The organism is Tamaricihabitans halophyticus (assembly GCF_004340875.1).
Classification (GTDB): Bacteria; Actinomycetota; Actinomycetes; order Mycobacteriales; family Pseudonocardiaceae; genus Tamaricihabitans; species Tamaricihabitans halophyticus.
The window spans coordinates 343,527-368,714 of record NZ_SLXQ01000002.1 but is presented as its reverse complement, the minus strand read 5'-3'; the positions used below and the strand labels follow the sequence as shown (position 1 = coordinate 368,714).

The window sequence follows — 25,188 nt, the reverse complement described above, 5'->3', positions numbered from 1 at the left end:
GACTTCGGCATGGCCATGCGTTCGATCAGGTATTTCGGCGACCCGGTGCTCACCACCGCCTGCGAGCCGGTCACCAGCTTCGACAAGGCAACCGCCGCGTTGATCACCGATTTGCTGGACACCGTCGAAGCGCCAGGCAGGGCGGGCCTCGCCGCGCCGCAGATCGGCGTCAGCCTCCGCGCGTTCAGCTATCTCGTGGACGGCAAGCATGGTTATGTGATCAACCCGGAGATCGTCGAGCTCTCCGAAGAGACCCACGAGATCGACGAAGGCTGCCTTTCCGTGCCGGAACTGTGGTTTCCCACGGTACGCGCGAAGTACGCGGTGGTACGCGGGGTGGATCTGGCGAACGAGCCGGTGACCGTCGAAGGCGCCGGAGTCATGGCGCAGTGTCTACAACACGAAACCGATCACCTTTCCGGAATGCTGTACCTGAGCCGGTTGGACCAGGATCGGCGGAAGAAGGCGATGCGCGCGGCACGGGAAACCAACTGGTTCTGGTCACGCTGACCAGAGGCGTTGCTGCTCGACCAGCCTTTCGCCGCTCAGCGGGTGGCCAGCCGAAGCAAGGCCCACATCTGCCAGACCGCCTCATCCTGTCCGGTGATCCGTACCGTGCCGAGCGGACGACGTCCCCATAACCAGAGGTACATCTCCACCGGGTTGGCCGAAACCACGGCATCCACCGAGTCAGCTGAGTTGTCGGCCGCTTCGGCGCTGAGGCGCCGAACCGCGGTCTCGGCTGGATCCGCGCGCACCAGCCAACGGTATTGGTCCGTTTCAACCAGCACCGTGCCGTGTCGGGTGCCGGTGACACCCAGCTGGCTGAGCCGGTAACCGAGCCACAGTCGCAGTACCTCGTCGACGCCATCCAGCGCGATATCAGTGGCTATGTCCGCTACCGCGACGCCTGCGGCGGACTGTACGTCGGTGCGATGCACGGTGGTCTCATGGACCAGGCGACGTGCCCAGAAACCGTAGCCACGATCGGCCGGCCACCACGTCGCGCAGGGATCATCCGGAGCATGGCCGGACAATTCGGGGAGCAGTTCAGCCAGACCGGACCGCAGATAGTCAACGAGCGCGCCGCCCCAGCTACCTCCGCTGGAGCCCGTTCCATTGGAATCGGGCGCGCGCTGCCAGTGCGTCGGCCGGGCACCCTCGGCGATCCAGCTTCGGGCCATCCGGTACACGCTGCCGAGGTGCCGAACGGTCTCGCCGAGGGTCAGCCCTGGGCACGCCGGTACCGGCGCGTCCAGCCGCGAACCATGCACGGTTCGCGCGGTGAGCTCCACCTCGACCGCCAGTACGTCCAGTAATCGCACATAGTCGACAAAGCCAGGAAAGCCCGAACCGGAACTATCCGCCGGCATGAACCGCTCGCCTCGCGATCGCCAGGAACCGCGTGCTCTGCCGAACAAGCTCATCGGCCGACTGGATACCCACGTCGCGGGTGATGCCCGCCTGCACGGCCGCTCTCGTTGCCGAGTTAGCTTCGAAATACCCCGCCCATTCGGCGAGTTCCGGCGCGATGGTGCTGAGCAGCTTCCACGCGCTGACTGGCCTTGCCCGCCCCCGATGCGGCCTGCCACGCGCGGCAAGTACCGCCGCGCTCGCCCGCAACGCGGCCTGGTAGGCGCCCGCGAACCGTTGGGCACGGTCCTGCTCCCGTACCGCCTCACCCAGCTCCCGCTTCGCGTCGGCAAGCAAGGCGAGCGCCTGTGGCGCGGGGGCCGGTTTGGCCAACTGCCGGTGGCTGAACAGGCCGGGACGCTGTGTCTCGTGCCGCGCCGCTGGTTTCGCCGGTTTGCCAGCCGACGTCCTGGCGCTGTCCAGCAGCGTGTCACTCTCCGGCGGACCGGGCTTCAGTGTGCTGGCCATGAACGACCTCCTGCGCGTTGGTGCTCGAGTGGCACGGATACGCCGCCCACCGCGAGCGAGCCGGTGGTGTTCGAACACGCTTGGCGGGCTCCGGCGGCGCGGCGCTTCCCCCACCTCGCCGCCGGAGCCCGATAAGCCGGTCAGGCGCCGGGACCCAGAAGCACCAGAACCGACTCGCACCCATTACCGCTATCGAACGCGTGTTCGAACAAATTCAGCTTAACTCCGACCCCCGACAACCTTCAACTCCCCAGCGAGACGACACCGAATCCGGATGCGGCACGGGGTGTTCCCATGCTGAGATAGCCCCCGTGAGTTCACTCGATCATCCCGCCGTCACCCAGGTCGTCGCCAAGCTGCGGGCCGCGGGGCAACACCGCGCGGCGGACGGCGTTCAGGTCCTTCCCGATGATGTGCGCACCGCGGCGAAGGCCGCGGCCGCGGTTGGCGTCCCGGTCGGCGCGATCGCGAACAGTCTGATCTTTCGCGCACACGCGGGCGGCGTCGATTTCCCACTGCTCGTGCTGACTTCCGGCGCGCATCGCGCGGATACCGGACGACTCCGCGCCCTGGTCGACGCGGAATCCATCCGCAAGGCGGACCCCGAGTTCGTCCGGGCGCACACCGGTCAGTCGATCGGCGGGGTTGCCCCGGTGGGTCATCCCACTCCGGTACGCACTCTGGTGGACGCGACACTCGCCGACTATGCGCTGATCTGGGCGGCCGCCGGGCATCCGAAAACGGTGTATCCCACGACCTACGCGGAGTTGTGCACGCTCACTGGGGGAACGGCTGCGAATGTGGCGGCGGTGGAGGAAAATGCCGCACCGTGACAGATACTGACGGCCGGCACCGGACAATGGGCTCTTCCGACAACGCCCGGATCACCCGGCTCACCGCCGAGGAGCTGCGCGCCAGACTCCCCGAAGCGCTGCGGATCTACGTCCGGGCGATGCGCTACCCAGCGGGAACCGCCGAACAACGGGCGCCGATGTGGCTATCGCATATGCTGCGCGTCGGCTGGCGCTGCGTGGTCGCCACGGACACCGAGAACACGCTCGTCGGTATCGCCTACGGCTACTACGGGGCGCGCGGCCAGTGGTGGCACGAACAGGTACGCAACGGGCTCAGCAAGCTGCACGGCACGGAGACCGCCGATACCTGGCTGCGCGACTATTTCGAGCTCACCGAGCTGCACGTACAGCCGGAGAACCAGGGCAAGGGCACCGGGGAGGATCTGCTGCGCCTGCTGCTCGCCGACCTCCCGGTCAGCCAGGTGTTGCTGTCCACTCCGGAAGGCACCAGCAAGGCCTGGGGTCTGTACCGCAAGACGGGCTTCACCGACGTGTTGCGGGACTACCGGTTCGCCGGGGACCCTCGGCCCTTCGCGGTCCTCGGTCGCGCACTACCCATGCCCGCCCGCGACCAATCTCGCTAACCTCAAAGGACACCTCAAAAGAACGCGGTCACACACAGTCATCGAAGGATCCCCGGAGTAACGTGGTCAGGAGAACTGGAATTCACCGCTGGCCGTCCGGCTGATCGGCCGTACTTCGCGGACCGCGCTGACCGGCAACGGCCCGTACAGATGCGGGAACTCCTCCGCCACCCCTGGCGCGGGCGGCTCGTATCGCACCGGATCGGTCAACCGGTCCGCGTCGATCACCAGCAGCACCAGGTCTTCGGCATCCGCGTAGAACCGTTCGGCGACTCCACGCACCTGCTCGGGCAACGAGAGGTGGATAAAGCCCTGTTCGTCGAGACCGACCCCACGGGTGGAGATCCGGTACTCCCCCACGGAGCGCGCCGCTTCCCATTCGACGCGCTCCGCGATGTGTAGTAACTCGCCCATCTCCGCTCCTGCCCTACAGCGCGGCAAGCCGTTCGCGCAGCGTGTCCAGGCCCATCGAGCCGAGCGCGAGCGCCTGGGTGTGGAACCGCTTGATATCGAAATCCGCACCGTGCCTGGCTTTTGCCTCGTCGCGGGCGGCAAGCCACTGCCGCTCGCCGAGCTTGTACGAAGGCGCCTGCCCCGGCCAACCGAGATAACGGTCGATCTCGTCGCGCACATGGGCTTCCTCGGAGATCGTCCTGGTCAGCATGAACTCCAGCCCGAGTTCGGGCGTCCACCGCTCGCCGGGATGGAAGTCCACACTGGCCGGGATCTCCAGCTCGAGATGCATGCCGATGTCCACGATCACCCGCGCGGCCCGGAACAGATGCGCGTCGAGCATGCCCAGCAGGTTCCCGTCGTCACCGAGATAACCGAGCTCGTGCATCAGGCGTTCGGCGTAGAGCGCCCATCCCTCGCAATGCCCCGAGGTCATGCACATCAACCGCTGATAGCGGTTCAACGTGGCCGCCTGGTACACCGCCGTGGCGACCTGTAGATGATGTCCCGGCACGCCCTCGTGATAGACCACGGAGACCTCGCGCCAGGTGCTGAACTCCTGCCGGTCGGCGGGTACCGACCACCACATCTGGCCAGGGCGGGAGAAATCATCCGTCGGTCCGGTGTAGTACGCGCCGACTCCACCGCCCGGCGGGGCGATCTTGCACTCCAGCGCCATCAGCGCGTCGGGTATGTCGAAATGCGTGTCCCGCAAGCCGACCAGCGCGTCATCGGACAACCGCTGCATCCACTCCCGCAGCCCGTCCTGGCCCACCACGCGATAGCGCGGATCGGCATCCAGCGTGCCGGCGACTTCGGCGAGGCCAGCACCGGACTTGATCCGGTTCGCGACCTGCTTCATCTCCGACTCGACGCGGTAGAACTCCGCCCAGCCCCACTCATAGGCCTCGGCGAGATCCAGGTTGGCGCCGGTGAAATGCCGGGACATCAGCCTGTAGATGTCCGGACCAACGGCATCCTTGGTCGGCACCTTCGGCGCCATCTCGGCGCGCAGGAAGCCGGCGAGCTGCCCATAGGCCTCCCCCGCCTGCCGAGCCGCGTCCCGCAAATCCGTGCGCAGCCCCTCGGAAACGCCGGCCACCTGGTCGGCATCGGCAACGAATCGCTCGAAGAACGGGGCGCTGCCACGCAATCCCGCCCAGGTCTCGCACTGCTCGGCGACCTTGCTCACCTGGCGCAGCGCCGAAGCGGTGCCATCCTCGATGGATGTGGTCAACGAGACCCGCAGCCCGTCAATCGCGTCCGGAATCTTCGCCATCCGCGCGGCGATCGTGGCCCACTGCTCCTGTGTCTGGGTGGGCATCAGATCGAAAACCTCGCGGATCGCCTGCACCGGCGACTCGATCACGTTCAACGAGGAGACGTCCAGCCCCGCCTCGTGGATCTCCATCGCCAGCCCGGTGCGCTCCAGGAACACCGCTTGGGCGCTTCGCTCACTCTCGTCGGCCGGCTCGGCTTCCCGGATCGCACGCAACGCCCGTGCGTTGACCTCGGCGCGGGCCGCGTAACCGTCCGGGGAAAAATCCGGAAGCTGGTCGTCGTAGCCAGGCTCACCAATAGCCGTGCCTTCGATGGGGTCGACCGCGACGTAGTCACGAACGTACTTGTCGCTGATCTCATGTACACCGGTTCGGGAAACTGCCATGCCGGCACGCTACCGGGTCGACAGGCACTCCGGCAGCAGGGTTTACGCACTTCCCGCGCGGTGTCGATTACCCCGGATGGGAGCTGACGCCGGGCGCATCGGACCATGGTGTGGTGCCCGCACACCCAGCTTCGCATCCGATCGACGAGCAGTTGCCCACCGAGGTGGCGCGCGTATTGCGTACTCACCTCACGCGACTCGGCGAACCGCTGCGCACGACCGAGCCGTCCTTCGCGGACCCGGTTGACGCACTGACCGATTTCGTCCTCGGCGGCGGAAAACGGCTGCGCCCCACGTTCGCCTGGTGGGGCTGGCGAGGAGCCGGCGGTGACCCCACCGGGCCGGATACCGAGCAGCTGCTGTGCGCGGTCAGCAGCCTTGAGCTGATCCAGGCGTGCGCGCTGGTGCACGACGATCTGATGGATTCCTCCGATACCCGGCGCGGGGCCCCGACGGTGCATATCGAGTTCGGCCGCCGGCATCGCGAAGCCGGCTGGCTTGGTTCGGCCGAGCAGTACGGGCTCGCCGGCGCGGTGCTGATCGGCGATTTGGCGCTGGCCTGGGCGGATGACATGTTCTACCGGTGCGGGCTGCCCGAGGCGCGGTTGGCCAGCGCCGCGCCGGCCTGGCACGCGATGCGCAGCGAGATGCTCGCCGGACAGTATCTGGATGTGCTGACCCAGGCGCGCGGCAGTGAGTCGGTGGACGCGGCGTTGCGCATCGACCAGCTGAAAACGGCGGCCTACACGGTGGCACGCCCGTTGCATATTGGTGCCGCGCTCGCCGGCGCCGACGAGTCACTGATCGCCGCGCTACGCCAGTTCGGCGCTGATATCGGGGTCGCCTTCCAGCTACGCGACGATATGCTGGGCGTTTTCGGGGACCCGGCGGTCACCGGCAAACCGGCGGGCGATGATCTGCGCGAGGGCAAGCGCACGGTGCTGCTCGCTCGCGGCTTGGAATACGCCGCCGCGAAGAACAGGGACGCCGAGGCTCGGCGATTGCGCTCCTATCTCGGCAAAGCCGAGCTCACCGAACAAGACGTGTTCGACGCGCGCCAGCTGCTTGTCGAACTCGGCGCGGTGGACGCGGTGGAGCGGCAGATCACCGAACTCACCGAAAGCGCGCTGGCCGCGTTGGCCTCGGCAGGGCTCGCTGAGCCAGCCGGCGAGCGGCTACGGGCACTCGCGATGGCCGCGACCAAGCGAGAGAGCTAGGAGTGCGCACGGTAACCGGGCGCACGGACCACGTGGTCGTGGTCGGCGCCGGCCTTTCCGGACTGTCCTGCGCGCTGCATCTGCTTGGCTCCGGGCGGAACGTGACCGTGCTGGAACGATCCGCGACCCCGGGCGGGCGTGCTGGCAGCCGGTTGCTCGGCGGTCACCGGATGGATTCCGGCGCGACCGTGCTCACCATGCCCGAGCTTGCCGAGGAAGCCTTCGCGGCGGTCGGCGCCACCCTGTCCGACCAGGTCACCCTGGAGCGGCTGGATCCCGCCTACCGCGCGCATTTCGCGGACGGCAGCACGATCGCCGTACACACCGATGGCGCGGAGATGGAAGAGGAGATCCGGCGAGCCTCGGGGGCGCGGGACGCGGCAGGCTACCGGGCGTTGCGGGCCTGGCTGACCGAGTTGTACCGGGTGGAGCGGGAGCGATTCATCGGCGCGAACTTCGATTCGCCATTTCAGCTGCTGTGCCCGGAACTGCTGCGGTTGACCGCGATCGGTGGGTTCGGCCGCCTGGGGCCCGCCATCGCCACGTTCCTCGGGGACGAACGGCTCCGCCGCCTGTTCTCCTTCCAGGCGCTCTACGCCGGACTGCCGCCACGTACCGCGCTGGCCGCCTACGGGGTGATCCCGTACATGGACACCATCGCCGGCGTGTACTACCCGCGCGGTGGCGTCCACCGGCTCGCCGAGGCAATGGCCGACACCGCCCGCAACGCGGGGGCGACGATCCGGTTCGACACCTCGGCCGCGTGGTTGGAACGGCACGGCGGCAGGGTCAGCGCGGTCAGGGCGAACACCGGCGAACGCTTCGCCTGCGACGCCGTGGTACTCAGCACCGAACTACCGACCGCCTACCGGCTACTCGGCCACCAACCACGTCGACCGGTACGGATGCGCTGGGCGCCTTCGGCCTTCGTGCTGCACGCGCTCAGCGATCGAGCATGGTCACCCATCGAGCACCACACGCTGATGTTCGGGCAACACTGGGAAACCACCTTCCGCGAGATCACCACAACGGGCCAGTTGATGACCGACCCCTCGTTGCTGGTTACCAATCCCACTCGGACCGACCCGCAGCTGACCGGGAACGGCAAGCAGCTCTACACCGTGCTCGCGCCCTGCCCGAATACCGAGACGGCACGGATCGACTGGGATCGAGTTGGCCCCGCCTACGGCGCCGAACTGGAACGCGTACTCGAAGCACGCGGGCTGACCGGGTTCGGCGATTCCCTCGAGGAACGGGTGCGCTGCACACCGGAGGACTGGGCCGCCGACGGCCTCGCCGCCGGAACGCCGTTTTCCGCCGCGCACACCTTCCGACAGACCGGGCCGTTCCGGCCGCGCAATCTCGTGTCCGGGGTGGACAATGCGGTGCTCGCCGGCTGCGGCACTACGCCCGGCGTGGGTATCCCACCGGTGCTGATCTCCGGAAAACTCGCCGCGGCGCGGATCACCGGCGGGAGATGACTTCTCCGCGCACCAAGCGTACTGCCGCGAGGCAACGTCGCGAAAAGTAAGCTGGAATTGCGGCATTCTGGTTATTGTCAACCACCATGCCGAGCCAGCAAGATGCTGCGATGGTCCGAACCACTTTCGCGCGCGTCAGAAGGGCGGTGGCCGGCGCGGCGGTTGGGCTCTGCCTGCTTGCCGCGTGCACCGAACCCGGCGCGGGCAGCATCCGGATGGCCACCGGTTCGACCGGCGGCACGTACTTCCCCCTCGGCGGGGAGATCGCGCAGCTGTGGACCGACCACATTCCGAATGTTTCGGTGAGCACCCAGGCGAGCGGCGCTTCGGTGGAGAACCTACGGCTGCTCGATCAGGGCGAGAACCAACTCATCATGGCCACCAACGGGACGGCGGCCGGCGCGGTCGAAGGCGAGGACATCTTCGCCACCGAGCCATTGGACAATCCGGACGATATCGTGATGCTCGGCAATATCTACCCCGAAGTGCTCCAGATAGTCGCGAGCAAGGAATCCGGCATCGACTCGGTGGAAGATCTACGAGGCAAGCGGGTCGAGATCGGCCCGCCTGGCAGTGGTACGGCGGTTACCTCCGAGCACGTACTGGAGGCACACGGCATGTCCACCGCCGATATCACCGCCTTCGACAGCACTTTCGAGGACGCCGCGCGCAAACTCGGCGATGGCCAAGTGGACGCGGCGATGTCGGTACTCGCCGTACCCGCGAGCAGCATCACCCAGGTGGCCACGAACAACGACGTGCGCATGGTGCGGATCGACCAGGCCGGCCTGGACAAGCTCACCAAGGATCGCCCCAGCTACACCGACATCACTATTCCGGCGCGGACCTATCCGGCACAGCAGGAACCGGTGCGCGCGGTGAGCAACTGGGCGACGCTGTACACCACAAGGGACTTCGACGAGCGAACCGCCTATCAACTGGTGAAACAGCTCTACGAACGTTCCGGCCAGATCGGACACGATGTCGGCGCCCAGATCGAAAGGGACAAGGCCATCGACAGCCAGGGCCCCTTCGAACTACATCCTGGAGCCGAGCGCTATTACCGGGAGGTCGGCCTGCTCGACTGATCCGTTCTCCCACCGTCCGTCCGCACGATCTGGGGTAGCGCGATGACCACACAACCGAAACAACCGCCCACGGCGGTACAAGCCGATCTCGAACAACTCAAGGAGCTCGATCTCACCGAGACGGGTTCCGGTAGGGACCTGCATCCCGGATGGCAAGCGGTGGTGTTCACCGTTGGTCTCGCGCTGAGCCTTTTCCATCTGTACACCGGGTTCTTCGGCACGCTTCCCGGTCTGCAGCAGGGTTCGCTGCATCTGGCGCTCGGCTTGGGCCTGCTGTTTCTGCTCTACCCCGGTAAACCGCGCAACACCGCGCGTGCGCGCAAGTTTGGCTGGGCGCTGACCGGTACCGGGCTGCTGGTGCTCGGCTGGCTGACGGTCAACGGTTTCGCGGAGCCGTTCGTCGTGCTCCCCGCGTTCGGTGTACTGGTCTCCGTACAGGCCGCGCGCTACCTGCCGTGGGCACCGTTCGGCATGCCAGCCGCTGATGTGCTGCTCGCGGTGCTCGCGATGGGTTCCGGGTTCTACGTTTTCCTGCGGTACGAGCAGATCACCAATACGGTTGGCAAGCTCGACGCGGCCAATATCGCCGTAGGTACCGTCGGGGTGCTACTGATCCTGGTCGCCGCACACCGCGCGCTTGGCAGCGCGCTCGTCGTGTTGGCGAGCGCCATGCTGCTGTATGCCTACATTGGACCGTGGCTGCCCGGCTTTCTGGAACACGGTGGCTACAGTGTCGAGCGGATCGTTGCCTCGTCCTTTCTAGGCACGGAGGGTGTATTCGGCACCCCCATCGCGATCTCGTCGACGTTCATTTTCCTGTTCCTCATCTTCGCGGCGATGCTGCAGCGAACCGGGATGGAGAAGTTCTTCACCAACCTCGCGCTGGGTGCCACCGGCTGGGCTACCGGCGGCACCGCGAAGGTCGCGGTGGTAACAAGCGCGTTCTCCGGAACCATCACCGGAAGCTCGGTGGCCAACACGGTGAGCAATGGCGCCTTCACCATCCCGATGATGCGTAAATCCGGTTATGGCAGGGAATACTCGGGAGCGGTCGAAGCGGCCTCCTCGACCGGCGGGCAGATCGCGCCTCCAGTCATGGGCGCGGCAGCGTTCCTCATGATCGAGTTCACCGGGGTGTCCTATCTCGAGATCATCAAGGCCGCGCTGATCCCGGCGATCCTGTTCTTCGTGGCGCAGTTCGCCGTGGTGCATTTCGACGCGAAACGGTTGGGCATCCGCGGGCTACCGAGAAGCGTGCTGCCAAGCCTGCGCCGGCTGCTCGCCACCAAGGGATATCTGCTCATCCCGATCATCGCGATCTTCGTGCTGCTTTCCCTCGGTTACTCGCCGATCTACGCGGCGATGCGCGCGATCGCGATCACTATCGGCATCAACCTGCTCGTGCAACTGATCGCGCTGCTGGTTGGACGCTGGCGTGGGGTCGAGGACAAGCTCACCGTTCGCTCGCTTGTGGACGGTTTGGTGGGCGCGGCCAAACTGGCGCTACCGATCATCGCGGCCTGCGCTGCGGCCGGCCTGATCGCCGGCGTGATCACGCTGACCGGGCTCGGCCTCAAGCTCAGCGCCGGGCTGGTCGCGCTCGGCCAGGGGCACCTGCTGCCCACCCTGATCCTGTCGATGCTGGCCTGTTTGATCCTGGGTATCGGGCTACCGACCACGGCGAACTACGTGATCACCGCGACGCTGGCCGCGCCGGCGATCATCACCATCCTGCAGGGCGACCTGGCCGAACCGACGGTGGCGATGGTGCTCGTCGCGCACTTCTTCGTCTACTACTTCGGTGTCATGGCGGATATCACGCCGCCGGTCTGCCTCGCCGCCTATGCCGCGGCCGGGATCTCCGGCGGTAATCCCATCAAGACCGGGGTTTACTCGGTACGCATCGCGATTTCCGGCTTCGTCGTACCGTTCATGTTCGTCCTCTCGCCCGAACTGCTGTTGCAGGAAGTCGGCTGGGCGGAAGGGATACTGGCCGCGCTCACCGGCGCGGCTGGCGCGATCATGGTGTCGATCGCGCTCGTCGGCTACCTGAACGCCAAGCTGCACTGGGCACTACGGATTGCCGCTGCCGCAAGCGGGATCGCGCTGCTGCATGGCGACTGGCGCTCGGACCTGATCGGTATCGCGCTGGCCGCGCTGCTGTTCGCGCAGCAGCGCTACCTCAGCAAGGCGGCCAAACCCACCGGGGAACCGGTGCCCGCGAGTTAGTCCTGGACCGCGGACTTCCTACGGCGAAACTCGGCCGCCTTCACGCGATTCTGGCAGGCGGTCGAGCAGAACCGCCGCGTGCCGTTACGCGAGACGTCCACATAGACCCGATCGCAGGCTTCGGCCGAGCACACGCCGAGCCGGTCCGCGTAGCCATGACCGAGCGCGACGGCCAGCGCGGTCGCCATCGCCGCTGCCCAGCTCCGCGCGAACCCCGCATCCATCGCGTGGAAATGCAGATGCCACTCGTCTCCGTCGTGATTGGACAGCACGGGTACGGCTTCGGTTCGCTTGAGCAAGGCATTCACCTCCGCGCACGCGGAATCCAGCGCACCATCGGCCAGTAGCTCAAACACCACACGCAACGCGGCCGCCTCCTGCGCCAACTCCGCGACCTCGGCGGCGACGGGCGCTCGCCAGTCCCGCAAGGCGTGTGCTACCACCCGCAAGCGCTCCGGCTCCTCGGGTGGAAAGTACTCCCTTCCGCGCCGCCAGCCAGGGGTCAGCGCGTTCACCAGGCCGACCGCGGCCGCGACCACATCACTCGCATGACTGTCGAATCTCACTTGACCAGTCACCGATCCCAATCTAGCGTCGTAACTGCCATCAGAGATAACAACAGTAACGACGAGGATCGGAGTCCGCGATGCCGACACTCGACTACCCCGCCGCGCAGGACTGGCTACGACGCTGGGACACCCAGCAGGAGCAGTACATTCTCGACCGCGAGGAGCGTTTTCAGGTCATCATCGACCTGGTTCGACACCACCTCGGCGACCGGAAGGACCCGGTTATCGTGGACCTGGGCTGCGGACCTGGCTCGCTTTCCGGTCGACTCGCGAAGGCGCTACCCGGAGCACGCATCATCGGTGTGGACGCCGACCCACTGCTCCTCGGCCTTGGCAGCGCCTACTACGGGCAGGACTACCCGCGGGTCGAGTTCGTGGACGCGGACCTCGCCGACCCGAACTGGGTGAGTAGCGCTGGGCTGACCGGGCGGATCGACGCCGCCGTTTCCACCACGGCGCTGCACTGGATGGCGCCGGAGTCACTCGCCGGGCTCTACCGCACACTCGGCGAACTACTCGAGCCGAACGGCATCTTCGTCAACGGCGACCACCTGCCCACCGGCACCGAGCGGCTGGACCAGCTCAGTGAGGTGGTGCGCAACGGTCAAGCCGACCGCGCTGGCGGCGCCGACCTGGAGAGCTGGCGAACCTGGTGGCGGGAGGTGCTCGAGGACGAATGCCTCGGCCCGCTCGTCGATGCCCGCTCGCAACGCGCGCTCGAGCACGACGACACCAACAATCTCTCGGTCGACCAGCACACCGCGCTGCTCCACGAGGCGGGATTCACCGAAGTGGGCGCCGTATGGCAGCAGGGCGAGGACCGGGTACTCGTGGCCCTACGCTAGCGCCGGGCTCGGCGCATCCTTCAGAAATCTTGCGGTGTGCGCGGACTGCGTGCCAGCTCACGTCGCGCCGCTGGGTAGCGTGGGGCGCGATCTGACCGACCCCGACGGGCGCGATCCCCGAGGCAGCTAATCCCTAGGCACACCGCATGAGTCCCGCTGAACTGGACGCGGCCGGTATCACCGCGCCGCGCCTACGCGCCGCGTACACGGCCGCGCGCGGTATCAATGCGCGGCACGGCCGCACCTACTTCCTGGCCACGCGACTCCTGCCGCCGGACGCGCGGGCCGGGGTGCACGCGCTCTACGCCTTCGCCAGGCACGCAGACGATATCGTGGACATCGACCCGGACCGCACGATCGAGCAGCGCGCCAGCGCGCTGGAGGGGCTGGCCGGCCAGCTGGACGCGGCGATCGCCGGAACGCCAGTAGCGTCGCCGGTACTGATCGCGCTGGCGGATACGGTGCGGCGCTACCAGATCGATCCGAAGCTGTTCGTCGAGTTCCTCGACGCCATGCGCATGGACCTGCGGATTGCCGAGTACCCGGACTTCCCCGCGCTCGAGGACTACATGCGCGGCTCGGCCTGCGCGATCGGCAGGCAGCTGCTACCCGTACTCGGTACGGTAGTGCCCGCCGAGCAGGCCGAACCGCACGCGGATGCGCTCGGTATCGCCTTTCAGCTGACGAACTTCCTCCGCGATGTCGGCGAGGACCTTGACCGCGGCAGGCTGTACCTGCCGGCCGCCGAGCTCGCCGCGTTCGGCGTCGATCGCGAACTGCTGCGCTGGGCACAGCGCAGCGGGCAGACCGACCGCCGGATCCGTGCCGCGCTTGCCCACTTGGTCGCGCACACCCGGGCCGTCTACCGCAGGGCATTACCGGGCATCGAGCTGCTTCGACCTGCCGTTCGCCCTTGCGTAGCCACGGCGTTCACGCTGTACCAAGCAATCTTGGACGAGATCGAAGCGGTGGACTACGACGTGCTGCCCAGGCGAGTCAGCGTGCCAGCCGGCAAGCGAATCCGCGTCGCGTTGCCCGGCTTCCTCCGCGCCGCATGGCTACGCTGAAACGAACGCCCAGAACAACGAACGCCTAGAACGCTGATGCTTGCGCGCGCCGCTTGACCTCGGTCCCCCGGTTGGTACGCAATGCCTCGATCGGCGTACCCGGCAGGGTGTCGTCCGCGGTGAACAACCAGCGCAGCATCTCGCTCGAGTCGAAGCCGGCATCGGAGAGCACCGTCAGCGTGCCGGCCAATCCTTTCACTAAGCCGTCCTCGGCAAGGAACGACGACGGTACGTACAGCTGCCCGTCGCGGCGCACCGCCACCAGCTGACTTTCCCGCAACAACTGCCGAACTTTGTTCGCCGAAAGCCCGAGCTGATTGGCCACCTCAGTGAGGCTGAGCACCTCAACGTCGGCATCGAGCACATCATCGGCGACTGGGATCGCACTCACGCCCCATACGATGCCATATCCATGCCAATCAGGTGTGCCCCTTCCGGGCAAAGCTGGCACCGGACGCTCCTGGTATCCGATATGCCGGCCTTCCGGATCCGGACGCATCGGACAGCGGACCCGGGCGTTATCGATACGGTGCCACGCGTCCACGCGCGGCTCTCTACGATCAACGCTCGTGAACGGGATGCGGGCAAACCTGATCGGTGCCGTGCTGGAGCAGCGCTATCGGGTCGACGCCTTGCTCGCCAAGGGCGGTATGTCCGCCGTCTACCGAGGTATGGACACCAGGCTGGACCGCGCGGTGGCGATCAAGATCATGGATCCGCGATTCGCCGACGATCCGACGTTCGTGGACCGCTTCCAGCGCGAAGCCCGGTCCGCCGCGCGCCTGCACCACGCGAACGTCGTAGCCGTACATGATCAGGGTGCCGAAACCGATCCCGAGCACAACCGGGTATTCCTGGTGATGGAGCTGGTCGACGGCGGCACGCTGCGCGATCTACTCGGCGAACGGGGCGCGCTACCCGTGCCGCTCGCCCTGAGCGTGCTCGACCCGGTGCTTTCCGCGCTGTCCGCCGCGCATCAGGCCGGCCTGGTGCACCGCGACGTGAAACCGGAGAACGTGCTGATCGGTCGCAGCGGCACGGGCGGCTCGGCGAGCGGCGTGGTCAAGGTTGCCGATTTCGGCCTGGTCCGCGCGGTGGCCAGCGCGACGCACACCAGCTCGAGCGTCATCCTCGGTACGGTCGCCTATCTGTCCCCTGAGCAGGTCACCACCGGTGCGACGACCTCACGGGGCGACGTCTACTCCGCGGGTGTGTTGCTCTTCGAGATGCTCACCGGGCGCCCGCCGTACCGTGGCGATACCGCGCTTTCCGTGGCTTACCAACACGTGCACAACGACGTGCCCGCGCCGAGCACCCTGATCCCTGGGATTCCGGCCGCGCTCGACGAGCTGGTGCTGCGGGCGACCAGCAGGGATGCGAGCGCCCGGCCAGCCGATGCGGAGCAGTTCCGCACCGAGCTACTCGGCGTGGGACGAACCCTCGGCATCCCACCGACGCCCGTTCCGGTCCCTGTCCCGCATGCCCGCGAACACACCGGCCCGGTTTCGGCGTCGACGATCAGTTCGGCGGAGGCCGCCGAACCAACCGCGGATTCCGCCACCGAGGCCACGGCCAACCAACCGACCAGCTCCGGCACGCCACCCAACGGTACGAGCGTGCTCTCCGCGGCCGAGATGGCCGCACTTGCCAATACCGGACCCCGCGGCACCCAGGCGTTGCGGCGCGAACTTCCCGCCGAGCACACCGCGCATCAACCGCCGATTGGTGATTCGGCACCGACGCCACCGCATGGTATGGCCGCCGCGCGCGGTGGCCGCCGCCGCAAGATCATCGTCTTCGCGATACTCGGCGCGCTACTTCTTGGCCTACTCGGCGTCGGTACCTGGTGGTTCGTGGACGGCCGCTGGTCTCCGGTGCCCGAGATCGCCGGGATGGACACCGCGCGGGCCGAGCAGACGGTACGGACGGCCGGCTTCACGCCCAAGATCACCAAGATGCGGCACGACGAGGTCGCCGCCGGCACGGTCATCGGCTCGGACCCGGCAGCGGGACACCAGGCACTTGGCGGCGATGAGATCACCGTGCTTGTCTCCACCGGACCACCCACGGTGCCGGACATCACGCCAGGCACGTCGCTCGACGAGGCGCGGGCCGCGCTTGCGGACGAGCAGCTACGGCCGCGCACGGACGACTCGGTGAACGAGTATCACAACCAGGTCCCGGAAGGCGCGGTGATCAAGACCGATCCGCCCGCTGGCACCGCGCTGAAGACCGGCGCCGCCGTGATGGTCATCGTGTCCAAGGGGCCGCCGCCACAGCCCGTGCCCGAGGTCGCCGGTATGACCAAGGAAGAGGCCTTCGCGGCGATCAGCGAAGCGGGGATGGAGCCTTACGTCGCTGGCGAGGAGTTCTCCGAGGAGGCTGGCAACGGCCGGGTGATTCGCACCGAGCCGGCGGCGGGAACCGTGCCCGATGAGGATTCCACCCGGGTCGGGGTCTACCTGTCGACGGCGGTGACGGTGCCCGAACTGACCGGCAAGACCGTGGCCGAGGCCGAAGCGGCACTCGAGGACGCCGGGTTGGCCGCCGAGGTACGGCAGCTGTTCCCGCGGCCGGACAGCAGGGTCGTGCAGCAGGAGCCGAGCGCGGGCAGCAACGTAGCGCCCGGCAGTACCGTCCTGGTCGGCGCTTTCCCCTAACCAGCCGCGGTTGCCCCGACAAACGCTGGCCTTGACGAACGCGAACGGGGACGTCACCAAGACTGGGTGGCCTGCCGGGGCGTCTGAGGGGGGAGACACGCCCCAGCAGGCCATCGCGACCGCGCTTGGTTTCCCGGGTCGGGGCCGGGATCACCCATTCTGGATCACACAGTCGGGATCAAGCGACGGTCAGCCGGCCGCGCGGGGGACGCGAGCCAGCAGATCACGGGCGCGCGCGAGAATCGTGCGCAACCCAAGGTCCTCGAAGTACATCGCGACCTGTGCCATCCGGCCGTCCCGGACGCGCACGAACATGCAGCCGTGCACATCCAGCTCGGGAAGCCCGGCAAAGGTCCTGGCGGGCTCGCCGCGTAGCCGCCAGCGAACCGCGGCCTGGTTGGACTGGACGAGCGTGCGCAGGATTTCCCTGCGACAGTTCGGAAAGCAGCGCAACAGCAGTTCGTCGGTGACCTGGTCACCATCGGTGAACCCGATGGCCGGCCGTTCGTTGATGGTCACCGATAGATTCGGGCTGAGCAGTGTCTGTGCGGTACGCACATCGCGCAGGTTAACCGCGTCGTTGTACGCCTCGAACACGTCGGCTGGATCGACGGAGTAGTTCCGTCGCGCTGGTCGCGGGACATCGAACCGGGTCGCCACAACCACCCTCCCGAGCAGGCCAGGTGCCCGCCGATTACTGCGGGCATCGAGTTGAACACCCGATAAGATAGATACCCCCATTCGCACCAAGGTGGGCATCGGGCACCCCGAATTTCCCCGTGCGTGTTCACGCTGCACAGTCAGCCACGTTTCTGGGGCCTTACCGTGGGAATACTTCCTTGTTGAAAGGAGTTTCGCCGAATGGACCAGTACCGCGTCTCCATGGACATCGGCGGCACCTTCACCGATGTCGTCGCCTACGACCAGACAACCGGGCGGTTTCAGGCCGGAAAATCTTCAACTACTCCAGATGATCTGACCGAAGGCGTGCACAGCGCGCTGAACTCCCTCGTCGATTCGCCTCGGGACATCTCGTTCACCGTGCACGGCACGACCCAGGGTCTGAACGCCTTCCTGGAACGGCGTGGCGTGCGGGTCCTGTTGCTGGCCAGCGCGGGAGCCTCGGACACGTACCACATCGCGCGTGGCCCCCGTACCAAGCTGTACGACCTGCACTACCGCAAGCCGCAGCCGCTGGTGCCCAGGCGAGACATCGTCGAGATCGGTGGCCGGCTGGAACACACCGGCGGTGAACTCGAACCGCTGGACGAGCAGGCGGTCCGCGCGGCGGCCGAACGCTATCGGCACGAGGGTTTCGGCGCCATCGCGGTCGCCTACCTGTTCAGCTATGCCAATCCGGACCACGAGCGGCGCACCAGGGACCTGCTGCGCGCCGAGCTCGGCGAGGACGTCACCATCTCGCTTTCGCACGAGGCCGCCAAGGAATGGCGGGAATACGAGCGCACCTCCTCGGCCGTGGTAGAGGCCTACACCGGGCCGGTGGTGCGCAGCTATCTGACCGAGCTCGAACGCAGCCTCGCCGAGGAAGGGTTGCGGGTTCCGCTGCACGTGATGCAGTCCTCCGGCGGCGTGCTGACCGCCGAATCGGCGCGCGCTCGCCCGCTGCAGACCCTGCTTTCCGGGCCGGTTGGCGGCACTATGGGTGGGGTCGCGCTGGCCGCGGCCACCGGCCGACCGAACCTGATCTGTGTCGACATGGGCGGCACCTCGTTCGACGTGTCGCTGGTGATCGACGGCCAGCCGGACGTGTCCCCCGAGGCCGAGCTCGAGGGTCTGCCGTTGCTGATGAGCGTGGTGAACATCCACACGGTCGGCGCTGGCGGTGGATCAATCGCCTGGCTGGAAGCCGGCGGTCTGCGCGTCGGGCCGCATTCGGCCGGTGCTGCCCCCGGTCCCGCCTGCTATCAGCGCGGCGGCGAGCAACCGACGGTCACGGACGCGAACCTGACGCTTGGCCGCATCGAACCCGACTGGTTCGCCGGCGGACAGCTCAGCCTGTCGCTACCGGCCGCGCGGGCTTCCATCGCCCGACTCGGCGAGCAGCTGGACCTGGAACCGGTGGCGATGGCCGAGGGGATCTGCGATGTGGCCAACGCCAAGATGGCCCAAGCGATCCGCACCATCACCGTCTCCCGAGGGATCGAGCCGAGGGAGTTCACTCTGGTCGCCTTCGGCGGCGCGGGCCCCATGCACGCGGTGTTCCTTGCCAAGGAACTGGGCATCGGCGAGGTCGTGGTACCCAGGTTCCCCGGCGCGCTGAGCGCATGGGGAATGCTGCAAACCGAGATCCGCAAGGACTTCTCCGAGCAGTACTTCTTCCTCGACGAAGACCTCGACCGCGCGGATATGGCCGGCAAGCTCGCGGCAATGGCGCGGGAGGCACTGCGCTCACTGGACAGCGAGGGGGTGCCCGAGCAGGCGAAGCGGGTCGAGCATGCGGTGGATATCCGCTACGCGGCGCAGGAGTACACGCTCACGGTGCCGATCGTGGAGGCGAACGAACCGCATCGCGCCGATTTCGTCGAGACGGTCGCGAAACGCTTCGCCCAGCTACACGAAACCAGGTACGGGCACGCGAATCTGGGCGCGCCGATCGAGTTCGTGACCTTGCGCAGCACCGCGTTCGGCGTGCTGGAACGCACCGAGGCGGAACGTATCCCCTCGGCCGAATCGGCCGATTTCCCCACAGCGGACCGCGAAGTAATCTTCAACGGGCAGCGGTATTCCGCGCCACTCATCAAGCGCGATGAGTTGGCACGGGGACACGGCTTTGCCGGACCGGCGATCGTGGTCGAAGGCACCGCAACGACCGTGGTTCCGCCCGACTACACGGTTTCCGTGGACAGCATCGGCTCGCTGGTGATTCGCGCGAAGGAGGCTTCGGCATGAGCTCGAATGTGGACCCGGTCGTCGTGGAGATCGTGCGCAACGCGCTGACCGCGGCAGCAGACGATATGAACGCGACGCTGATCCGCTCCGCCTACACCGCGATTATCTACGAATGCGGGGATTGTGTCGTCGCGCTGCTCGACGACAAGCACCAGGTGCTCGGCCAGTCCGCGGGTTTGCCGATTTTCCTTGGCAATCTGGAGACCTGCACGCGGGATACCGAGCGCCAGTTCGGCAGGGACGTCTGGCAGCCAGGCGATGTGTGGATTCTCAACGACAGCTATCTCGGCGGTACGCATCTCAATGACGTGACCATATTCGGGCCGGTGTTCGTCGATGACGAGCTGGTCGGGTTCACGGCGACCAGAGCACACTGGATCGATGTCGGTTCGAAGGATCCAGGCGGATCCATGGATTCGGTGAACATCTTCCAGGAAGGCCTGCGGCTCGGCGCGCAGAAACTGGTCGAGGGCGGGGTGGACGTACCCGGCGTGATGAGCACCATCGCTACGAACGTGCGCTTCCCGTATCCGACGACCGGCGATATGCACGCGATGATCGCCACCATCAAGATGGGCGAGAAGCGGCTGGCCGAGCTGGTTCGACGGTTTGGTTTGGACACGCTGCGGGCGGCAAGGGACGAGATCTTCGCACAGACCGAACGGTTGGAGCGCGCGGTAATCCGCGATGTTCCGGATGGCGTGTACACCGCGGAAGGCGTACTGGACAACGACGGCGTCGACCTCGCGGCCACGATCCCGGTGAAACTGAAGATCACCGTGCGGGGCGAGCAGATCGATTTCGATGTCACCGAGTCCGCCGACCAGACCGTGGGACCGATCAACTGTGGTGCGGCGCAAGCGGTGTCCGCGTGCCGGGTTGGCTACAAGTTGTTGATCAGCCCGGACGTGCCGGGCAATGGCGGCTCATTCCGGCCGATGACCGTGCAGGTACGCGAAGGGTCGGTGTTCGGTGCGGTGGCCCCCGCGGCGTGCCAATGGTACTTCTCGCACCTGGGTCTGCTGATTGACCTGGTGGCCAAGGCGCTCGCTCCGGCGCTGCCGGACAAGGTGGCCGGGGCAAGTCATGGCGATTCCATGATCGTGCTGCTGGCCGGCAACGATCCGCGCACCGGAAGGGATTACGTGAACCTCGAGGCCACTCTCGGCGGTTGGGGCGGTTTCGAGGGTTCGGACGGGGAATCCGCGCTGATCAACAACGTGAACGGGTCGCTGAAGGATATGCCGATCGAGGTGTTGGAGACGCGGTATCCGTTCCGGTTGCGGGAATACGGTATTCGGCCAGACTCTGGCGGCGCGGGCAAATGGCGCGGCGGGAACGGTGTGGTGCGCGAGTACGAGGCGTTGTCCGACTGCACGGTGTCGTTGTGGTTCGAGCGTTCGATCACTCCGGCGTGGGGATTGTTCGGCGGAGCCGACGCGGAACCGCCCGAGGTGATCATCAACCCTGGACGGCCGGACGAGCGCCGGTTGCTCAAATGCAACGGGATGCAGCTCTCCGCCGGTGACGTGGTGCGCTGCGCGACCGGTGGCGGTGGTGGGTTCGGCCTTGTGGCCGACCGGGACCCGGCGGCCATCGAAGCGGATCTGCTCGATCAACACATCACCGCCCCACCCCGCTAACCTTAAAGAACGCGGTCAGCGAGCGGGCGCCGGGCCGTGTGTGGACAGCGCGTACGCGGCCAGGTGCAAGGCAAGCCGGCCGTCCGCGCTGTCCGGGTCGATGCCATAACCGCGAATCCGCTCCAGCCGCCCGAGCACGGTGTTGCGATGGACCCGCAGCCGCGTGGCTGCCTGCCCGGTGGACCCGCCGCTGTCCAACACCGCGCGCAAGGTTTCCACCAGCGTTTCCCTGTCACTTGCGGCAAGCAGCTCGGCCAGGGCGACCTCGGCCGAACGGGCCAGCTCGGCGAGCGGAAGGCAGGCAAGCACCAGTCGCTCCCCCAGTTCGGTGAACAGCTCGACGTGGCCGACCGACTGGCCGCGGGCGCCGGCCGAAGCCAGTTCGGCCTGCACCAGGGAGGTACGCAGGCTGCCCGGTTGTTCGCCGACCGTGCCGACGCCGCCTACCAGCGCGATCGGCGAGCGCATCCGGCTCAGCCCGCGACGCAACCGATCGCGCACCTCCTCGGGAGAACACGAGGTTCCGGACCACCAACTGGCCCAGCCGGCGGCGCGCGGCACCAGCGGCCGGTCACCGAAAACCTGCTGCCAGGCGGACATCACGCCGGGTGTCACCGTCGGCACATCCGGCCCGGCCTCCGTCGCCGCACGCAGGAACACCGCGATCGGCAGGTCCGCGGGCTGCCAGCCGAGCTCGGTCACCGCCTCCGCCTCCAGACCGGACGGTCCGAGTAGCGACTGCTCCCCGCGCGCCTCCGCGCCGAGCAGTACATCCAGAGCCGCCCCAGCCCGAGCGCTGCGGTGCACGACCTCCAGCCGTTCCCGCGCGACCGAGGCAACCAGCGGCGCGCGCGCCAAGCGCAGGATCGAACGTACGGTCTCCCGCACATGCCCACCCTGCACCAGACTCGCCACCATCCTCGCCCACGGTTTCCCGTCCGGACCGGCAACCTCGACCCGAACCTGATCGCCGCCCGCGGTGGCCGCGGCGGTACGCCCGGCAAGCACCGCACCGTCCTCGGCGACCAGCGCCACCTCCACCCCGGGCACCTCGGTATTGATCACGCCAAGAATGCCGCGTGCGGTGCTACGTTCCCCGAACAGCATCGCGCATTGCGCGATCACCTTGGCACGCACCGATTCCGGGTTCGCCACGGCCGCGGCCAGGTCGAGCGCGCATCGCGCGGAGTCGTCCGGAACGACGAACACCGGCATCCGCAGCCGCTTGGCGAGCTGCGCGGTGGACTCCCCGATTCCCGGTAGTCCCGGTGTGACCACACAGGACGCCGCGCGCTCCCAGGACAGCCGCAAAGCTGACTCCACCGCCCATACGCCGTGGGTGAGCACCGGATGCAGTACCACCGCGGTATGTGCCGCGCATCCGCGAATATCGTCCAGTTCGGACACCAGAGCGACGTGCGGAACGGGGCGGTCGAAGTGTTCCTCGATCAGCGGAGTAGCGGTCGCCAACGGTCCATATCGGACCAGGGCGTCCACGGTGAGCGCGTCCAGTGACGGAGTTCGACTCATTCGACGGGCTCCTTCGGGTGTCGGACGGGCAGACCGAAAGCCTGCGGGCCGGCGAGCGCGAGCCCGGCCGGGGTGTGCCAAACCGGCGCGGCCGGCACCATCAGCACGTCGACCTCGTCGCCGACGTTGGTCCGCTCCAGACCTTGGATGCGCAGTCCATTGCGGTCGAGCAGGCAGATCAGATCGGGCACGGCGGTCACCAGTACACCGTCCACAACGGCCAGCAGCAGTTCGTTCTGCGCCTCAATCCGGATCACCCTGCCGGAGCTGCCGCGCTCCCGCACCACCACGGTGGTCGGGTTCGCCGGCTGGTTGGGTTCCGCGCCACGCTTGCCGGACGGCCCCACCTCGACGACCTGACCACCGCCCAGCCAGGTCGCGCCCACCTCGGATCCGAGGCCGCGCAGAATATGGTCCCGATCCCGCGCGGCGGCAAGCACCCGACCGACGCGTACCACCCTGCTGATCGAACCCTCGATCGCCCCGGTGACCAGCTGCCGCGCCGTTGTTGGGTACAGGCCGCAGAGCAGCCAGCCACCCGCGGTGTTCAGCATGGCGCGCACCAGCAGCTCGGCGCGCTGCGCCTCGGCGACGACACTCATCTGGTCTCGCACCGCGCTCGTCGCCGTCATCGGGGTCAGCGGCAGACCGGCAACCGTGTAGCTCGTTTGACTGATCAGTGGAAGGATTCGACCCATCCCATCACAGTCCACAATGGGCAGATCAAGTTCGGCCGCGGCGATCACTGGTAACAGCGCGTTGATTGTCGCGGCGTTCATCGCCATCACCGCGCCGAGTTTGCGGTCGAGCTGGTTTTCCAACGCGGCAGCCACACCCTGCGGTTCGTCACCGGAAGGTGGCAGTTCCACAACCGCGATCATCGAGCCGGCAACGCCAATCGCGGCGCACTGCGTTTCCGCTGGCAGTTCGGCCGGCGGCACAACGGGAACCGGCCCGCGCCGCAGCAGTACCTCACGTAGCCAGGAACGAAAGTGCTCGAGGTGATGGCCGGCGATGGAGGCACCGAAGAACTCGGCGCCGAGCAGCATCGCATCCGCGTCCGCCGCGGTCAGCTGGGTTACCCGACTCACGGTGCACCTCCGATGCTGCCGCTGGCACGCAGCACCACCCGATAGGAGCCGCTACGCAGAAAGGAGAGTGGAGAAACCGTGCTACTCACGATGCGCTCGGTTCCCGGCCGCGCGCCACTCGAGGCGAGCAGGGTGCACGCCCGGTCCGCCAGTGTGCCGCGCACTCGCTCCAGCTCCTCGGGGTTATCCGCGGTCACCACCAGATCGAGCCAGGCGCTCGGCTCGGTGACCGCGCTGCCCACCGCGACCACATCGGCATCGCACACCAACCGGGTTTCGCTGGTTGATCGCTCGCTGAACGACCGCGCCGCGGCAATATCGTCGGAGCGCAACCCGACGACGAGCGCCGGGCCGGTACCATCGGCGAGCACCCCGGCCTGGCCAACATCCGGTACCGCGACCGGCGATATCACCGCCTGCGGGATCGCCAGCCGCATCCGGTCCACCTCCATCACATCGGAGCTGGCGTAGGGCAATCCGGAACGGACGTAGCCCAAGCCGTAGCTGTCGCCATCGGCGAGTACCACGCTCGCATCGGGTTGCTCGGCAAGCACGGCGGCGCCAAGCAGCGCAGCTGCCCCGCCGGAACCCAGCGCGCTCGCCGGGAAGGTACGCAGCCGTTCGGCGGACAGCCGCCCGCCGTCACCGGCGACGAACCATGCGGTGGCCGCGGGCGCACCGCTCGCCGTAGCCCGTTCGCACGCGCCGATCAGCTCGCCGATGCGCGGTTGCAGTGCGAGCGTGAGCACGGCGGCGGCTTCCCTTTGCAGCACACCGAGCCCGCCAACCTCGTGCGAAAGGCACAGCCGCAGTCCGGGTACGGCATCCAGGATCGCTTCGGCGGCGAGTTGCTCATGCTCGGGGCAACCCATCGCGCCAGAGGCGGTGATGGCCAGTGCCGGATAGCCGGCCTCGGCGGCGGCTCGGGCGACCGCGACCGCGCCGGTCACGTCCGGCGGGGCGAGTTCGAATCCGAACAGATCGTGTCCGCCACGCACGTTCGCGCGGTGCCCGACGAGGGTGTGCAACAGCGGCGAGGGTTGTCCGGCGAGCGCGTCGGATACCGGCGCGCGGGGCAGCATGCGCAACGCGGCCACCGGGGACGCTTCGGCGAGTGGGGTGAGCAGGTCGGAAAGCTCCCAGGCGACGGATTCCACTGGAGTCCGGGCCCGACTGCCGAGCTGCCGCAGCTGGATGGCCAGCCGACCCTCCAGCTCCTGCCACGTGGAGTCCAGCGGGAGGTCGTTCCTGCCAAGCTGGCTGCCTTCGGCGACCAGGGCGGCGGTGACGCTGTCGCGATGCATCCCGACACCGATGCGACTGCCTGCCGGCCACCGATGGTCCATGTGGCTCCTTTCCCATCCCAGTGACACGGCCGGGAATTTCAGCGGAATTGGGAGACTACTGGGCCATAGCGTGC

General features: G+C 67.4%; 22 protein-coding genes. 12 read left to right on the top strand and 10 right to left on the bottom strand.

Annotated elements, in window-relative coordinates:
* Positions 1-9: 9 nt before the first annotated feature.
* Positions 10-510 carry a peptide deformylase gene (def, locus tag EV191_RS09315; RefSeq protein WP_132876512.1) on the top strand — a complete coding sequence of 167 codons (501 nt, stop codon included), beginning with the start codon at positions 10-12 and terminating at the stop codon, positions 508-510.
* Positions 511-545: 35 nt separating this feature from the next.
* Here def and EV191_RS09310 read toward each other — a convergent pair whose 3' ends face one another.
* On the bottom strand, positions 546-1,373 hold the full coding sequence (locus EV191_RS09310; RefSeq protein WP_132876511.1) for a maleylpyruvate isomerase family mycothiol-dependent enzyme: 828 nt from the start codon (positions 1,371-1,373) through the stop codon (positions 546-548).
* Positions 1,360-1,881 carry an SAV_6107 family HEPN domain-containing protein gene (locus EV191_RS09305; RefSeq protein ID WP_132876510.1) on the bottom strand — a complete coding sequence of 174 codons (522 nt, stop codon included), beginning with the start codon at positions 1,879-1,881 and terminating at the stop codon, positions 1,360-1,362. Before EV191_RS09305 ends, EV191_RS09310 begins: the two co-directional genes overlap by 14 nt.
* A 311-nt stretch (positions 1,882-2,192) precedes the next feature.
* On the opposite strand from EV191_RS09305, the gene EV191_RS09300 reads away from it, so the two are divergent.
* Both EV191_RS09300 and EV191_RS09295 read left to right on the top strand, forming a co-directional pair.
* Complete coding sequence (locus EV191_RS09300) at positions 2,193-2,714, top strand: YbaK/EbsC family protein (protein WP_132876509.1); 522 nt, start codon at positions 2,193-2,195, stop codon at positions 2,712-2,714.
* Positions 2,715-2,740: 26 nt separating this feature from the next.
* The gene (locus tag EV191_RS09295; protein WP_132876727.1) at positions 2,741-3,319 is read left to right on the top strand and encodes an N-acetyltransferase; all 579 of its coding nucleotides are present in this window, start codon (positions 2,741-2,743) and stop codon (positions 3,317-3,319) included.
* A gap of 66 nt (positions 3,320-3,385) precedes the next feature.
* Here EV191_RS09295 and EV191_RS09290 read toward each other — a convergent pair whose 3' ends face one another.
* Positions 3,386-3,733: a DUF952 domain-containing protein gene (locus tag EV191_RS09290; protein ID WP_132876508.1), complete on the bottom strand. Its 348-nt coding sequence runs from the start codon at positions 3,731-3,733 to the stop codon at positions 3,386-3,388.
* A 13-nt stretch (positions 3,734-3,746) separates the two neighbouring features.
* Positions 3,747-5,438 carry a DUF885 domain-containing protein gene (locus tag EV191_RS09285; RefSeq protein ID WP_132876507.1) on the bottom strand — a complete coding sequence of 564 codons (1,692 nt, stop codon included), beginning with the start codon at positions 5,436-5,438 and terminating at the stop codon, positions 3,747-3,749.
* Positions 5,439-5,551: 113 nt separating this feature from the next.
* Here EV191_RS09285 and EV191_RS09280 point away from each other — a divergent pair, with 113 nt between their 5' ends.
* The 4 genes from EV191_RS09280 to EV191_RS09265 all read left to right on the top strand — a co-directional run bounded on the left by EV191_RS09280 (position 5,552) and on the right by EV191_RS09265 (position 11,453).
* On the top strand, positions 5,552-6,655 hold the full coding sequence (locus tag EV191_RS09280) for a polyprenyl synthetase family protein (RefSeq protein WP_424565442.1): 1,104 nt from the start codon (positions 5,552-5,554) through the stop codon (positions 6,653-6,655).
* Positions 6,656-6,657: 2 nt separating this feature from the next.
* A complete protein-coding gene (gene crtI / locus EV191_RS09275) occupies positions 6,658-8,136 on the top strand; it encodes a phytoene desaturase family protein (protein ID WP_132876506.1) in 1,479 nt (492 codons plus the stop codon).
* 110 nt (positions 8,137-8,246) lie between these two features.
* Entirely contained in the window at positions 8,247-9,224 is a 978-nt protein-coding gene (locus EV191_RS09270; protein WP_132876505.1) for a TAXI family TRAP transporter solute-binding subunit, read from the top strand.
* A gap of 42 nt (positions 9,225-9,266) precedes the next feature.
* Positions 9,267-11,453, top strand: a complete 2,187-nt coding sequence (locus EV191_RS09265) for a TRAP transporter permease (RefSeq protein ID WP_132876504.1) — start codon at positions 9,267-9,269, stop codon at positions 11,451-11,453.
* On the opposite strand, the gene EV191_RS09260 is transcribed toward EV191_RS09265, so the two are convergent.
* Entirely contained in the window at positions 11,450-12,031 is a 582-nt protein-coding gene (locus EV191_RS09260; protein WP_243658844.1) for a CGNR zinc finger domain-containing protein, read from the bottom strand. The genes EV191_RS09265 and EV191_RS09260 overlap by 4 nt on opposite strands.
* A gap of 68 nt (positions 12,032-12,099) precedes the next feature.
* Here EV191_RS09260 and EV191_RS09255 point away from each other — a divergent pair, with 68 nt between their 5' ends.
* Together EV191_RS09255 and EV191_RS09250 are read left to right on the top strand one after the other, a co-directional pair.
* Positions 12,100-12,867 carry a class I SAM-dependent methyltransferase gene (locus tag EV191_RS09255; protein WP_132876503.1) on the top strand — a complete coding sequence of 256 codons (768 nt, stop codon included), beginning with the start codon at positions 12,100-12,102 and terminating at the stop codon, positions 12,865-12,867.
* A 146-nt stretch (positions 12,868-13,013) separates the two neighbouring features.
* Complete coding sequence (locus EV191_RS09250) at positions 13,014-13,934, top strand: phytoene/squalene synthase family protein (protein ID WP_132876502.1); 921 nt, start codon at positions 13,014-13,016, stop codon at positions 13,932-13,934.
* Positions 13,935-13,959: 25 nt separating this feature from the next.
* Here the strand turns inward: EV191_RS09250 and EV191_RS09245 are convergent, their stop codons facing one another.
* Complete coding sequence (locus tag EV191_RS09245) at positions 13,960-14,325, bottom strand: Rv2175c family DNA-binding protein (RefSeq protein WP_132876501.1); 366 nt, start codon at positions 14,323-14,325, stop codon at positions 13,960-13,962.
* A gap of 187 nt (positions 14,326-14,512) precedes the next feature.
* Here EV191_RS09245 and EV191_RS09240 point away from each other — a divergent pair, with 187 nt between their 5' ends.
* On the top strand, positions 14,513-16,594 hold the full coding sequence (locus EV191_RS09240; protein WP_132876724.1) for a Stk1 family PASTA domain-containing Ser/Thr kinase: 2,082 nt from the start codon (positions 14,513-14,515) through the stop codon (positions 16,592-16,594).
* 189 nt (positions 16,595-16,783) lie between these two features.
* On the opposite strand, the gene EV191_RS09235 is transcribed toward EV191_RS09240, so the two are convergent.
* On the bottom strand, positions 16,784-17,254 hold the full coding sequence (locus EV191_RS09235; protein WP_165912887.1) for a nuclear transport factor 2 family protein: 471 nt from the start codon (positions 17,252-17,254) through the stop codon (positions 16,784-16,786).
* 201 nt (positions 17,255-17,455) lie between these two features.
* Here EV191_RS09235 and EV191_RS09230 point away from each other — a divergent pair, with 201 nt between their 5' ends.
* Complete coding sequence (locus EV191_RS09230; protein ID WP_132876499.1) at positions 17,456-19,504, top strand: hydantoinase/oxoprolinase family protein; 2,049 nt, start codon at positions 17,456-17,458, stop codon at positions 19,502-19,504.
* Complete coding sequence (locus tag EV191_RS09225) at positions 19,501-21,147, top strand: hydantoinase B/oxoprolinase family protein (protein WP_132876498.1); 1,647 nt, start codon at positions 19,501-19,503, stop codon at positions 21,145-21,147. The genes EV191_RS09230 and EV191_RS09225 overlap by 4 nt, the downstream gene beginning before the upstream one ends.
* A gap of 15 nt (positions 21,148-21,162) precedes the next feature.
* Here the strand turns inward: EV191_RS09225 and EV191_RS09220 are convergent, their stop codons facing one another.
* Genes EV191_RS09220 through EV191_RS09210 form a run of 3 tightly spaced genes read right to left on the bottom strand, consistent with a single transcriptional unit; the run spans position 21,163 to position 25,114 of the window.
* Positions 21,163-22,677 carry a helix-turn-helix domain-containing protein gene (locus tag EV191_RS09220; RefSeq protein WP_132876497.1) on the bottom strand — a complete coding sequence of 505 codons (1,515 nt, stop codon included), beginning with the start codon at positions 22,675-22,677 and terminating at the stop codon, positions 21,163-21,165.
* Positions 22,674-23,768 (bottom strand): DUF917 domain-containing protein, encoded by a 1,095-nt coding sequence (locus EV191_RS09215; RefSeq protein WP_243658843.1) that lies wholly within the window; start codon positions 23,766-23,768, stop codon positions 22,674-22,676. The genes EV191_RS09220 and EV191_RS09215 overlap by 4 nt, the downstream gene beginning before the upstream one ends.
* Positions 23,765-25,114, bottom strand: a complete 1,350-nt coding sequence (locus EV191_RS09210) for a hypothetical protein (protein WP_132876496.1) — start codon at positions 25,112-25,114, stop codon at positions 23,765-23,767. Before EV191_RS09210 ends, EV191_RS09215 begins: the two co-directional genes overlap by 4 nt.
* Between the last annotated feature and the right edge of the window lie 74 nt (positions 25,115-25,188).

Bases quoted from the DNA above. Each gene is read 5' to 3' on its own strand.
- EV191_RS09240 (WP_132876724.1), top strand. From the start codon at position 14,513: ATGCGGGCAAACCTGATCGGTGCCGTGCTGGAGCAGCGCTATCGGGTC.
- EV191_RS09230 (WP_132876499.1), top strand. From the start codon at position 17,456: ATGGACCAGTACCGCGTCTCCATGGACATCGGCGGCACCTTCACCGAT.
- EV191_RS09250 (WP_132876502.1), top strand. From the start codon at position 13,014: ATGAGTCCCGCTGAACTGGACGCGGCCGGTATCACCGCGCCGCGCCTA.
- EV191_RS09310 (WP_132876511.1), bottom strand. From the start codon at position 1,373: ATGCCGGCGGATAGTTCCGGTTCGGGCTTTCCTGGCTTTGTCGACTAT.
- EV191_RS09265 (WP_132876504.1), top strand. From the start codon at position 9,267: ATGACCACACAACCGAAACAACCGCCCACGGCGGTACAAGCCGATCTC.
- EV191_RS09220 (WP_132876497.1), bottom strand. From the start codon at position 22,677: ATGAGTCGAACTCCGTCACTGGACGCGCTCACCGTGGACGCCCTGGTC.
- EV191_RS09290 (WP_132876508.1), bottom strand. From the start codon at position 3,733: ATGGGCGAGTTACTACACATCGCGGAGCGCGTCGAATGGGAAGCGGCG.
- EV191_RS09305 (WP_132876510.1), bottom strand. From the start codon at position 1,881: ATGGCCAGCACACTGAAGCCCGGTCCGCCGGAGAGTGACACGCTGCTG.
- EV191_RS09295 (WP_132876727.1), top strand. From the start codon at position 2,741: ATGGGCTCTTCCGACAACGCCCGGATCACCCGGCTCACCGCCGAGGAG.
- EV191_RS09210 (WP_132876496.1), bottom strand. From the start codon at position 25,114: ATGGACCATCGGTGGCCGGCAGGCAGTCGCATCGGTGTCGGGATGCAT.
- EV191_RS09255 (WP_132876503.1), top strand. From the start codon at position 12,100: ATGCCGACACTCGACTACCCCGCCGCGCAGGACTGGCTACGACGCTGG.
- EV191_RS09270 (WP_132876505.1), top strand. From the start codon at position 8,247: ATGGTCCGAACCACTTTCGCGCGCGTCAGAAGGGCGGTGGCCGGCGCG.
- EV191_RS09285 (WP_132876507.1), bottom strand. From the start codon at position 5,438: ATGGCAGTTTCCCGAACCGGTGTACATGAGATCAGCGACAAGTACGTT.
- def (WP_132876512.1), top strand. From the start codon at position 10: ATGGCCATGCGTTCGATCAGGTATTTCGGCGACCCGGTGCTCACCACC.
- EV191_RS09225 (WP_132876498.1), top strand. From the start codon at position 19,501: ATGAGCTCGAATGTGGACCCGGTCGTCGTGGAGATCGTGCGCAACGCG.